The 11,856-nt window shown below is 69.6% G+C and carries 12 protein-coding genes; 8 read left to right on the top strand and 4 right to left on the bottom strand.

Annotated elements, in window-relative coordinates:
- Positions 1-14 precede the first annotated feature (14 nt).
- The 4 genes from ABSY19_RS10180 (at position 15) to ABSY19_RS10165 (ending at position 2,869) form a co-directional block, all read left to right on the top strand.
- Positions 15-1,097 (top strand): substrate-binding domain-containing protein, encoded by a 1,083-nt coding sequence (locus ABSY19_RS10180; protein WP_382162142.1) that lies wholly within the window; start codon positions 15-17, stop codon positions 1,095-1,097.
- 86 nt (positions 1,098-1,183) lie between these two features.
- Positions 1,184-1,735 (top strand): cytochrome b, encoded by a 552-nt coding sequence (locus tag ABSY19_RS10175; protein ID WP_382162138.1) that lies wholly within the window; start codon positions 1,184-1,186, stop codon positions 1,733-1,735.
- Positions 1,732-2,295, top strand: coding sequence for a YceI family protein (locus ABSY19_RS10170; RefSeq protein WP_382162135.1), 564 nt, complete (start codon positions 1,732-1,734; stop codon positions 2,293-2,295). The genes ABSY19_RS10175 and ABSY19_RS10170 overlap by 4 nt, the downstream gene beginning before the upstream one ends.
- A gap of 16 nt (positions 2,296-2,311) precedes the next feature.
- Positions 2,312-2,869 (top strand): YceI family protein, encoded by a 558-nt coding sequence (locus tag ABSY19_RS10165; RefSeq protein WP_382162132.1) that lies wholly within the window; start codon positions 2,312-2,314, stop codon positions 2,867-2,869.
- Positions 2,870-2,964: 95 nt separating this feature from the next.
- Here ABSY19_RS10165 and ABSY19_RS10160 read toward each other — a convergent pair whose 3' ends face one another.
- Both ABSY19_RS10160 and ABSY19_RS10155 read right to left on the bottom strand, forming a co-directional pair.
- Positions 2,965-3,978 carry a fumarylacetoacetate hydrolase family protein gene (locus ABSY19_RS10160; RefSeq protein WP_382162129.1) on the bottom strand — a complete coding sequence of 338 codons (1,014 nt, stop codon included), beginning with the start codon at positions 3,976-3,978 and terminating at the stop codon, positions 2,965-2,967.
- 19 nt (positions 3,979-3,997) lie between these two features.
- Positions 3,998-4,648: an NUDIX domain-containing protein gene (locus ABSY19_RS10155; RefSeq protein ID WP_382162126.1), complete on the bottom strand. Its 651-nt coding sequence runs from the start codon at positions 4,646-4,648 to the stop codon at positions 3,998-4,000.
- A gap of 161 nt (positions 4,649-4,809) precedes the next feature.
- On the opposite strand from ABSY19_RS10155, the gene ABSY19_RS10150 reads away from it, so the two are divergent.
- From ABSY19_RS10150 to ABSY19_RS10135, 4 genes are all read left to right on the top strand, one after another.
- Positions 4,810-5,625, top strand: a complete 816-nt coding sequence (locus ABSY19_RS10150) for a cysteine hydrolase (protein ID WP_382162123.1) — start codon at positions 4,810-4,812, stop codon at positions 5,623-5,625.
- A gap of 25 nt (positions 5,626-5,650) precedes the next feature.
- Entirely contained in the window at positions 5,651-6,880 is a 1,230-nt protein-coding gene (gene pncB / locus ABSY19_RS10145; RefSeq protein ID WP_382162121.1) for a nicotinate phosphoribosyltransferase, read from the top strand.
- 116 nt (positions 6,881-6,996) lie between these two features.
- Positions 6,997-7,992: a Bug family tripartite tricarboxylate transporter substrate binding protein gene (locus ABSY19_RS10140; protein WP_382162118.1), complete on the top strand. Its 996-nt coding sequence runs from the start codon at positions 6,997-6,999 to the stop codon at positions 7,990-7,992.
- A gap of 4 nt (positions 7,993-7,996) precedes the next feature.
- Positions 7,997-8,974: a D-2-hydroxyacid dehydrogenase family protein gene (locus ABSY19_RS10135; protein ID WP_382162116.1), complete on the top strand. Its 978-nt coding sequence runs from the start codon at positions 7,997-7,999 to the stop codon at positions 8,972-8,974.
- Here the strand turns inward: ABSY19_RS10135 and ABSY19_RS10130 are convergent.
- Positions 8,940-9,776 carry an alpha/beta fold hydrolase gene (locus tag ABSY19_RS10130; RefSeq protein WP_382162113.1) on the bottom strand — a complete coding sequence of 279 codons (837 nt, stop codon included), beginning with the start codon at positions 9,774-9,776 and terminating at the stop codon, positions 8,940-8,942. The two genes, ABSY19_RS10135 and ABSY19_RS10130, sit on opposite strands and share 35 nt — an antisense overlap.
- Entirely contained in the window at positions 9,766-11,856 is a 2,091-nt protein-coding gene (locus ABSY19_RS10125; RefSeq protein WP_382163759.1) for an acetate--CoA ligase family protein, read from the bottom strand. The genes ABSY19_RS10130 and ABSY19_RS10125 overlap by 11 nt, the downstream gene beginning before the upstream one ends.

Raw genomic sequence — 11,856 nt, 5'->3', positions numbered from 1 at the left:
CCTCACATAAGCGCATGAAACAGGTCTCCATCCGCCCCGTCTGGACCATCCAGGAGCCCGATGGCCCGCCCCTGCCGGCGCGCCTGATCGAGTTGCTGGTGCTCGTGGCCGAGCAGGGCAGCCTGCTGAACGCCGCGCGCGGGCTGGGCATGTCCTACCGCCGCGCGTGGGACGTGGTGCGCGAAGGCGAACAGCAGTTCGGGACCGCCTTGCTCGTGATGGAGCGCGGCAAGGGCTCGACGCTGACCGAGCTGGGCGCGCGCATCGTCTGGGCCGACAAGCGCATCCACGCCCGGCTGCGGCCCGCGCTGGAGACGCTGTCTTCCGAACTCGCGGAGGAACTGCGCGGCGCCCTGAGCGAAGCGCCCGCGGCCTTGCGCATCCAGGCCAGCCACGGCTTTGCCATCGAGCGGCTGATCGACCGGCTGGCGCAGGACGGCCTGAAGCTCAGCTTCTCGTATGCGAGCAGCGCCGCGGCGGCCGCCGCGCTGCGCGAAGGCGCGTGCGACGTGGCCGGCTTCCACCTGCCCATCGGGCCGATGGAGGCCATGGCGCTGGCGCACTACCAGCCCTGGCTGCAAGGCCTGGACCTCACACTGGTGGACATCGCCACGCGCCGCCAGGGCCTGATGGTGCGGCCCGGCAACCCGCGCGAGCTCTATGCGCTGGCCGACCTCACGCGCGTCCCCGTGCGCTTCATCAACCGCCAGCCCGGGTCGGGCACGCGCCTGCTGCTGGAGGGTTTGCTCAAGGCGCAGGGCATCGCCCCCACGCGCATCGCCGGTTTCGAGCAGGGCGAGTACACGCACGCCGCCGTCGCCGCCTATGTGGCCAGCGGCATGGCCGATGTGGGCTTCGGGCTCGAACCCCCGGCGCGGCACTTCAAGCTCGATTTCGTGCCCATCGCCACCGAGCGCTATTTCCTGCTGTGCCGCGACGACGTGATGACCGCGCCCGCGATGCAGGCGGTGCTGTCCGCCCTGCGCGACCCCGGCTTTCGGGCCACGCTCGCGCAGTTGCCGGGTTACGACCCGGCCGACCTGGGCCGGGCGATGCCGTTCCAGGATGCGTACCGGTTCGTACTGCCCTCTGGTTGATACGCGAAAGGTATTGCCGGGAATACAAAACGAGTATTTGAACGTATCGACACCCCGACCTAGGATCGGCCCATGGGATGCACCCGATGACGCCGAACCTCAAATACTCTTCGACCGCGATCGCGATTCACTGGCTGGCCGCGCTGCTGATCCTGGCGGCCATCGCCCTGGGCGTTTACATGACCGGTCTGCCGATGTCGCCGGCCCGGCTCAAGCTCTACAACTGGCACAAGTGGCTGGGCATCACCATCCTGGTGCTCTCCGTCGTCCGCCTGGCGTGGCGCGCCACGCACCGCCCGCCGGCGGACCTGCCCATGCCACCCTGGCAGCGCCGTGCCGCCCACTTCTCGCACGGCCTGATGTACGCGCTGTTCTTCGCCGTGCCGCTGGCGGGCTGGGTCTACAGCTCCGCGTCCGGGTTTCCCGTGGTCGTGTTCGGCGTCCTGCCCCTGCCCGATCTGGTGGCGCCCGACAAGGCGATGGGGGAGGACTTGAAGTCCGTTCACGCCGGCCTGGCGCTGGCGCTCGGGGCGGCCATCGCGTTGCACCTGGCGGCTGTGGTGCAACACCAATTCATTCACAAGGACGGCCTCCTGTCGCGCATGCTTCCGCGAATGGCTGGAAAGAACCAGGCATGAACAACCGCCTTCGCATCGGCATCGCCGCCTTCGTCCTGTCGGGCACCAGTGTGGCGATGGCCCAGACCCTGGAGCCGGCGCAGAGCGAGATCGCCTTCACCTTCCGCCAGATGGGCGTGCCCGTGGTGGGGCGCTTCACGAAGTTCAGCGGCCAGGTCCACTTCGACCCCAGGAAACCCGAGGCCGGCAAGGTCGCGCTGCGCATCGACACCGGCAGCGCGCGCTTCGGTTCGGCGGAGACCGACGCCGAGGCGGTGAAGAGCGACTGGCTGCACGCCGCGAAGTTTCCGCAGGCCAGCCTGGATTCCGTGGCCATCCAGGCCGTGGGCCCGGGCCGGTACGAACTGGCCGGCCAGCTGAGCATCAAGGGAACGGCCAGGGCCGTGCGCATCCCGGTGGCGCTGGCACGCAGCGGCGCCATGACCATCGCCACCGGCGCCTTCACCGTCAAGCGGCTCGAATTCAAAGTCGGCGATGGGGACTGGTCGGACACCTCCCTGGTCGCCAACGAAGTGCAGGTGGATTTCAAACTCGCGCTGTCCGGCATGGCGGCGCTTTAACCCTCCGGTAACCACCATGAAGAATCTGTTCTCTCTGCTGCTCGCCGCATCGGCCTGCGCGTCGGCCCAATCGGCCACCTACCAGCTCGATCCGCTGCACACCCACGTGATGTTCGAGATCGACCACATCATCTCGACCAACCGCGGCCGCTTCGACAAGAAGGAGGGGGTCGTCGAGTTCGATCCGCAGGGCAAGACGGGCAGCGTCAGCCTGACGCTGGACATGAGCTCGATCAACACCGGCGTGGCCCCGTTCAACAAGCAGCTGCAGTCCAAGGACTTATTCGATGTGGAGCAGCACCCGACGGCCCGCTTCGTGGCGGACCAGTTCGTCTTCAACGGCGACAAGGTGGTGGAAGTCAACGGCCAGCTCACCCTGGTGGGCAAGACCCATCCCGTCAAACTCAAGGCCTTGCGCTTCACCTGCTACATGAACGGCATGCTCAAGCGCGAGGTCTGCGGCGGCGATTTCGAGGCCACCATCAACCGCAGCGCCTGGGGCATCGAATTCGGCATCCCGCGCTTTCCCGACAGCGTGCGGCTGGTGCTGCAGGTCGAAGGGATCAAGCAGTGACGGTCCGGGGTCGGCCCTCACGACGGTGCGGGAAATGAAGGACCGTGACCTGGCCCACATGCGGGACACCGCGAAGCGCCTCGAAGCGCTGTGAGTCAGGGCGAACGGATCTCCACCACCTGGTCGATGGCCCCGAACAAGGCCTCGCCCTGTGGGCCGCCGGCCAGGATGCGCACGCGGTCCCCGTGCTGAAGGTAGGGCGGCAGCCGGTCCTCGGGCTGCCCTTGCAGCTGCGCGCGCACGCGGGCTTCGGTGATGCAGGCGCTGCCCGAAGCGGGATCGGCGTTACTGACCGTGCCCGCGCCCACGATGCTGCCCGCCACCAGGCCGCGGGTGCGCGCCAGGTGGGCGATGATCTGCGCGAAGTTGAACACCACCTCGCTGTTGGCATGGGGTTCGCCAAAGCGCTCGCCATTGAGCTCGATGCGCACGCGCCCGTCGAACATGTGGTCCTTCCAGGCCTCGCCCAGCGCGGCGGGGGTGACCGCGATGGGGGCGAAGCTGGTGGCCGGCTTGCTCTGGTAGAAGCCGAAGCCCTTCGCGAGTTCGCCCGGGATCAGGCCGCGCAGCGACACGTCGTTGAGCAGCACCACCAGCGCGATGCGATCGGCGGCCTGTTCGGCGGTGGTGCCCATGGGCACATCCTTCGTGATCACCGCGACCTCGGCCTCCAGGTCCACCAGGTGGGCGGCATCGGTGGCCACGATGGGCTCCACGGGGCCGAGCATCACGTCCGAACCGCCCTGGTACACCAGGGGTTCGATGTCGTAGCGCGGCGGGATGGGCTCCTTGCGCCATTGGTAGATCAGGCGCGCGTGGTTGCGGTAGACGGAGGCGTCGGCCCACTGGTAGGCCCGGGGCAATGGCGCCATGCAATGGGCCGGGTCGATGCGCTCGGCACCGCGCCAGCCCTCGGCTTCCAGGGCGAGGCGGCGCTGCTCCAGGCCCGGGGCCTGGGCATCCCAGACGTCCAGCAGGGCCTGCAGCGTGGGCAGGTCGCGGCCGGCGGGCACCCACTGCTGGCCGGACGGGCTGACCAGCATGAGTTCACCGTCTCGGGTGCCGTTGTGGCGGGTGGCGAGTCGCAGGTGCAGAGGACTTGGGGTCATGGGGTGGTGGTGGTCGGTGTCAGAGGCCGCGCTCGCGCACGCTCAGCGCGGAACGGAATTGTTTCTTGAGCCGGTACAGCTGGGCCGGGCGGTTGCGGCCGCCGAGCTTGGTCGCGCCGGGCACTTCTTCCAGAATGCCCAGGTCATCGAGCTTGCGCCGGAAGTTGGGCAGGTTCAAGGGCTGCGCCAGCACCGCCTCGTACACCGCGTGGAGTTCGGGCACGGTGAATTGATCGCCGCAGAGGAATGCCGGCAGCGACGAGTAGGCTGCCTTGTTGCGCACGCGCGCCACCACGCCGGCGATGATCTGCGCATGGTCGAAGGGCAGGGCGGGCAGTCTGCCCACCGGGAACCGCTGGACCGTGTCGCCCAGCACGCCGGGCGGCACCAGGGCGTAGTAGACGACGGTGAGCGACCAGCCCCGTGGATCGCGGCCGGGGCCGGAGAAGGTGCCGTACTCTTCGAGGTAGGGGCTCACGACACCCGCCTTGCGCTTGAGCACGCGCGCCGCCGCCGCGCCGGCGTGGTCGTCCTTGTCCTCGTGCACGTAGCCCCCGGGCAGGGCCCAGAGCCCCTTGAAGGGCTCGGCGTCGCGCTTGAACAGGGCGACTTCCAGCTCGCCCTGGACCAGGGTCAGGAGCACGGCGTCGACGGTGAGGATGATGGACATGGTAAGGAATTTTTTCCGGATTCTACTGCTTAGATTCAGAATGCACCGAATCGGATGACCGAATCATTCATCGAAGATGATTCGAAAATTGAATACTAAGATGTAAAAAAAATCAAAGTAGATATACTGAGGCCGTCGACACCCACCAAGGACGGATGGACATGCGAACCAAGCTCCTGATCATTGATCCCCAGAACGACTTCTGCGACATCGAGGGCGCGGCGCTCCCGGTGGCCGGCGCCCGCGACGACCTGCGCCGCCTGGCCCGCTTCATCGACGCTCAGGCGGCCCGCCTCAGCGACATCACGGTGACGCTGGATTCGCACGCCAGCGTCGCGGTCGAGCGCACCAGCTTCTGGCTGACCCGCGAAGGCGAGGTCATGGCGCCGTTCACCTTCATCACGGCCGCGAGCGTGGCGGCCGGCGAGCACCGGCCGCGCGACGCTCGCCTCACCGGCCAGGTGATGGCCATGCTGAATCAACTGGCCGCCGCGGGCAAGGCCGGCATGGTGGTGTGGCCGGTGCACTGCGTCACGGCCACCTGGGGCCACAACATCCAGAGCGACCTCGCCGACAGCCTCGCCGCCTGGGAGATGGCCCACCAGCGCGCGGTGGCCAAGGTGCTCAAGGGCGAGTACCCGCTGACCGAGCATTTCGGCGTCTTCGAGGCCGACGCCCCGGTAGCCTCGGTGCCGGGCACCCAGTTCAACCGCGCGCTGGCCGCCTCGGTGGCCAGCGGGGCCGACTTCGTCGCGTTCGCGGGGCAGGCGTCGAGCCACTGCGTGGCCGCCAGCTACGACCAGTTCATGCGCTTCCTCGCCAGCGCGCCGGCCTTCGCGCCCCAGGTGGTGCTGCTGCGCGACTGCATGAGCCCGGTGCCCGGCTTCGAGACACTGGCGGACGGCCTTTTCGAGCGCGCGCGGGCCGCCGGCAGCCTGGTGCTGGGCGTGGACGAGTTCGCCGAGCGGATCCGCTGACCTCAGACAAGACAAGGAGCGCAACATGAGCAGAACCACCGACACCGCGATGCAGGCCGAGGCGGCGTTCTCACCCGTCGTGACCTCGCTGCTGGGCACCGATCTCTACAAGTTCACGATGCTGCAGCCCATGCTGCACTCGATGCCGGCCAACCAGGCGGAGTACCGCTTCGTGTGCCGCAACGAACCCGGCTACCCCTTGAGCGAGATCCGGGAGGAGGTCGAGCGCCAGCTGGCGCACCTGTGCACCCTGCGCTTCACCGAAGAGGAGCTGCGGTACCTGGGCGGCCTGCGCTACATGAAGTCCGACTTCATCGACTTCCTGCGCATCTTCCAGCTCCAGCACCGCTACGTGACCGTCGCCGCCGAGGGCGATCACCTGGTCATCGTGGCCCAGGGGCCGCAGATCCACGTGATGTTCTTCGAGATCTTCGTGTTGGCCATCGTCAACGAGATCTACTTCCGGCGCCTGGCCACGCCCGAGGTGCTGAGCGAAGGCCGCCGGCGCCTGCGCGAGAAGATCGCCTTGCTGCGCACCGTCGGCGCCCGGCGCCAGAACCCGTTCGAGTTCTTCGACTTCGGCGTGCGCCGCCGCTTCTCGGCCGCCTGGCAGGAAGAGGTGGTGGCCACGTTCGCGAAAGAGGTGCCCGAGTTCTTCAAGGGCACCTCCAACGTGTACCTGGCGAAGAAGTACGGCCTGGTGCCGATCGGCACGATGGCGCACGAGTACCTGCAGACCTTCCAGGCCGTGGGCGTGCAGCTCAAGGGCTTTCAGAAGGCGGCGCTGGAGGCCTGGGTGCAGGAGTACCGCGGCGACCTGGGCGTGGCCCTGACCGATGTGGTGGGCATGGACGCCTTCCTCGCCGACTTCGACCTCTACTTCGCCAAGCTCTTCGACGGCCTGCGCCACGACTCGGGCGACCCGGTGGCCTGGGGCGAGAAGGCGCTGGCGCACTACGAACGCCTGAAGATCAATGCGCACACCAAGCGGCTGGTGTTCTCCGACGGCCTGGACCTGCCGACCGCGATCGGCCTCTACGAACACTTCGCCGACCGCATCCAGACCGGCTTCGGCATCGGCACCAACCTGACCAACGACATGGGCCTGCCGACCCTGAACATCGTGATGAAGCTGGTGAGCTGCAACGGGCAGCCCGTGGCCAAGCTCTCGGACTCGCCGGGCAAGACTCTCTGCGACGACGAGACCTTCCTCGCCTACCTGCGGCAGGTGTTCCGCGTCGCGGCACACCCCTGAATTCCACTCCTTGGAATTGGGGTGGTGCGCGGTGCGATCAGGCGACCTAAGCTGCGCGGAGGTGCCACGGCCACGCCGTGCCGCCTTCCCATACCTAGACCTGGAGACACCGACCGATGACCACCCAATCCCCCTTGTCGCGCCGCCGCTTCAACGCCGCGCTCGGCGCCAGCCTGGTCCTGCCGTTCGCGGCACCCGCCCTGGCGCAGTCACAGGCTTTCCCGAACAAGCCGATCCGCATTCTGGTGCCGTTCGCGGCCGGCGGCCCGACCGACCTGATGGCGCGCGCCGTCGGCAAGAACCTCTCGACCTCGCTGGGGCAGCCGGTGATCGTCGAGAACAAGCCCGGTGGCGGTGGCGTGATCGCCATGGGCGAGGTGGCGCGCGGCCCGGCCGACGGCTACACGCTGGTGTTTCCGTCCATCCTCGCGGTGACCAACCCCGCGCTCATGTCCAACTACCCGTTCGACACGCTGCGCGACTTCGCGCCGCTGACGGTGGTGGGCTACATCCCGCACGCGCTGGTGGTGCGGCCCGATTTCCCGGCCAAGGACCTGCAGGCCCTGGTGGCCATGGCCAAGGCCGCGCCGGGCAGCGTCAACTACGGCTCCTCGGGCAACGGCACCTCGGCCCACCTCGGCGCCGCGCTGTTCGCGCAGCGCGCCGACATCAAGGTCACGCACGTGCCCTACCGCGGCGCGGCCCCGGCGGTGCAGGACCTGCTGGGCGGCCAGATCCAGTTCATGTTCCTCGACATGAGTTCGGCGCTGGCGCAGATCAAGACCGGCAAGCTGCGCGCGCTGGCCGTGGCCCCGGCCAACCGCTTCGCCGGCCTGCCCGACGTGCCCACCGTGGCCGAGCAGGGCTACCCCGGCTTCAACGTGCATGGCTGGTACGGCCTGTTCGCGCGCAGCGGCACGCCCGCGCCCATCGTGCAGGCGCTCTACACCGAGGTGAAGAAGGCGCTGGCATCAACCGAGATCCGCGAGCTGTTCCAGAACTACGGCATCGAGGCCGGCGGCATGCCGCCCGAGGACTACACCGAGATCGTGCGCAAGGACCTCGCCATGTGGAAGCGCACCGTCGACCAGCTTCAGATCACCCTGCAGTAAGTCCATGATCATTGCGATTCCCGACGACTACCAGGACTGCGTGCGGCACCTGGACTGTTTCGCCAAGCTCGCCGGCCACGAGGTGCGCATCTTCAACGACTCGGTGAAGGGCACGGACGCCCTGGCGGCGCGCTTCGCCGACGCCGAGGCCATCGTGCTCACGCGCGAGCGCACGCGCATCGACGCCGCCCTGCTCGACCGCCTGCCGAAGCTGCGCCTGATCAGCCAGACCGGCAAGCTCGCGGGCCATGTGGACCTGGCCGCGTGCACTGCGCGCGGCGTGCGGGTGGCCGAGGGCAGCGGCGCGGGCTCGGCCACGGCCGAAATCGCCTGGACGCTGGCGCTGGCCAGCCGGCGCCACCTGGTGAGCGAAGCCAACCGCTTGCGCGACGGGCAATGGCAAGGCCACCTGGGCCAGCAGCTCAGCGGCCAGCGCCTGGGCGTCTGGAGCTACGGCCGCATTGGCCGGCAGGTGGCGGGCTATGGCCGCGCCTTCGGCATGAAGGTGTGGGTGTGGGGCCGCGAAGCCTCCACCGCCGCCGCGCGCGCCGACGGCTTCGAGGTGGCGCCCTCGCGCGAAGCCTTCTTCGCGCAGAGCGACGTGATCAGCCTGCACGTGCGGCTCAGTGCCGACACCACGGGCATCGTGACGGCCGAGGACCTCGCGCGCATGAAGCCCACGGCGCTGCTGGTGAACACCAGCCGCGCCGAGCTGATCGCGCGCGGCGCGCTGGAACACGCGCTGGTGCAGGGCCGGCCCGGTTTCGCCGCCGTCGACGTCTACGAAGAAGAACCGGTGCTGGGCGCGAACCACCCCTTGCTGCGTCTGCCGAACGTGCTGTGCACCCCGCACATCGGTTACGTGGAGAAGGACAACTACGAGCGCTACTTCGGCATCGCCTTCGACAACATCCTGGCCTATGCAGAAGGCCGCCTGACCGGGGCGGTCAATCCCGCAGCCAGTCCAGCAGCAGCGGGTTGATCGCGTCGGCCCGCTCGTACTGCACCCAGTGCCCGGCCCCGTCCACGAGGCGGGTGCGGGCCCCGGGCAGCGGGGCGGCCAGCACGGGCGCGATGGCGGCCGGTTCGGCCGTCACATCGTGTTCGCCCCAGGCCAGCAGGGTCGGCCCGGCATAGACCGCCAGCGCCGCGGCGAGGCCGCCGGTGCGTGAGATCTCCTTGCTGCGGAACCGCGTGCGCACGCAGGCCTCGGTGTGCACGCGCAGCGCGAGCGGGTCGATGTCGTCGGCCACCACGCTGAGCATGTGCATGGCGAGGTTGTGGCGCATGGCCTGTTCCACGGCGGTCGCATCGCCCGCGCGCCAGGCCGGCTTCCAGTTGACCAGCTCGCCCCTGGGGCGGCGCGCGCCCTGGTGGCCGCCGGTGCCCAGCAGCGCCAGGCGCCGCACCCGGGGCCGCCGCGCGGCCAGGTGCGCCGCGACCAGGCCGCCGAAGGAGAAGCCCACCAGTTGCAGCGGCGTGTCGGGCCCGATGAGCGTGTCCAGCGTGGACAGCGCCGGGGCCAGCAGCGCGGCCAGGCCCTCGCCCTCGGGCGCGTCCGAATCGCCGAAGCCGGGCAGGTCGGGCACCCAGACGGTGTGCTGCGCGGCCAGGGCCTCGATGTTGCGCACCCAGTGCAGCCAGCTGCCGTGGCCGCCGTGCACCAGCACCACCGGGCTGCCGCTGCCGAAACCGCGCCAGCAGACCCGACCGCCGGCCCAGGCCACGCGCTCGGTGCGGGCCTGCGCCGACAGGGTGTCGATCAGCGCCGTGTCAGTCCGCATGCGCGAGCACCACCACGCCGTCGGCCGCCTTCACGCCCAGGCCTTCGGGCAGCACGAACACCGGGTTGATCTCGGCCTCGATCAGGCGCTCGCCCAGCTGCGCGGTCATCTGCGAGAAGGCCACGATGGCCGCGACCAGCGCCTCGACATCGGCCTTGGGCCGGCCCCGGTAGCCGTCGAGCAGGGGCCAGGTCTGGAGCTCGCGCACCATCTCGTGCGCCACTTCCCGGCTCAGACCACCTTGCGGGGGCAGCATGCGCAGGGTGGTGTCCTTGAACAGCTCGGCGGTGACGCCGCCCATGCCCAGCAGGATGGCCGTGCCCAGCGCGTCGCGGTGCATGCCGAGGATGAGCTCGGTGCCGCCCGACACCATTTCCTGCACCAGGAAATGCGTGGGCTTCACCCCGGCCCTGGCCTGCACCTCGTCGGCCATGCGGGTGAGGCGCGCGCCGATCTGTTCGGGCAGCAGGTTCACGGCCACGCCGCCCACGTCGCTCTTGTGCGTGATCTCGCTGCTGAGCATCTTCAGCACCACCCGCTCGCCCAGCGCGCGCGCGGCCTGCTCGGCCTCGGCGGGGCTGTTCACCACGGTTTCGGCGGTGCAGGGTATGCCGAAGCGCGTGAACAGCCGCTTGCACTCGGCCTCGTTCAGCGAGCCGCCCGCGATGTCCTGCACCGCCACCGGCGCGCCCAGCGGCGCGGCGGCGTGCTCGATAAATTGGCGGGTCTGCAGCATGCCCTTGAGCGCCGCCGTGCAACTCTCGGCGTCGGCGAAGGCCGGCACACCGCGTTGCGTCAGCAGCGCGGCCACCTGCGGCGCATGCGGGCTCACGTAGGCGATCACGGGCTTGTCGCTCAGCGGCAGGCAGTCCTGGATCGCGTTGGCCATCAGCTCGGGCATGGCCAGGCTGGACGAGCCCACGATGATGGTGAGCGCGTCGTAGCTCGGGCTCTCCAGCAGGGCGCGGATCGCGCCGCGCAGCAGATCGGGCTGCAGGCCCGCCAGCGTCACGTCGATCGGGTTGCGGTCCAGCGCGGCCTGCTCGCCGGTCTGCAGCGCGCGCAGTTTCGCGGCGGTGGCCTCGTCGGGCGGCGGGGTCTCCAGGCCCGAGACGCCGTAACTGTCCGACACCAGCGTGCCCGCGCCGCCGGTGGAGGTGAGGATGGCCACGCGGCGGCCGCGCAGCGTGCGGCCGGTGGACAGGGCCGACGGGATGTCCAGCAGGTCGCTGAAAGTCTGCGCGCGGATCACGCCCACTTCCTTGAACAGCGCGTCGTACATGCGGTCGGCGCCGGCCAGCGCGCCGGTGTGCGACACGGCGGCCTGGGCACCGGCCTCGGAGCGGCCGATCTTGAAGGCCACCACCGGCTTGCCGGCGCGCGCGGCCTTCAGTGCGGCCTGGCGGAAGCGCCCGGGGTCGCGCACGCTCTCCACGTACAGCGCGATGACCCGCGTGGCCTCGTCGTCGGCGAGCTGGTCGATGAAGTCGGCGAGGTCCAGGTCCACCTCGTTGCTGGTGGAGATCAGCTTGGACAGGCCGATGCCGCGCGCCGCCGCGCGCGAGAGCAGGGCGCCCAGGATGCCGCCGCTTTGCGACACCACGCCCACCGATCCCACCGGAAAGTGGTCCATCTCCAGCGCGCCACTGGCCGAGAGCACGATGCGGTCGGTGAGGTTGACCAGGCCGATGGTGTTCGGCCCGAGCAGGCGCATGCTGCCCGCAGCTTCCCGCAGTTGCGCCTGGCGGCGCGCGCCTGCTTCGCCGGTCTCGGTGTAGCCGCTGGCCAGCACGATGGCGGCGGCCGTGCCGCGCGCCGACAGGTCCTGCACCGCCTTGTGCGCGCGCTCGGCGCCGAGCAGCACGATGCCCACGTCCGGCACGGCGGGCAGGGAGGCGATGTCGGGGTAGCAGCGCAGGCCATCGATGTGTTCGACGCGCGGGTTGACCGGGTAGATGTCGCCGGTGAAGCCGTGCTTGCGCAGGTAGGCCACCGGGCGGCCGGCGGTCTTGCCCGCGTCGGCCGAGGCGCCGATGACGGCGACGCTGCGCGGCTGCAGCAGCCGGGAAATGGGAGACAC

Source organism: Hydrogenophaga sp. ANAO-22 (assembly GCF_042466645.1).
Taxonomy (GTDB): domain Bacteria; phylum Pseudomonadota; class Gammaproteobacteria; order Burkholderiales; family Burkholderiaceae_C; genus Hydrogenophaga.
The sequence above is the reverse complement of the archived record's forward strand: the minus strand, read 5'-3'. Positions and strand labels throughout refer to the sequence as shown.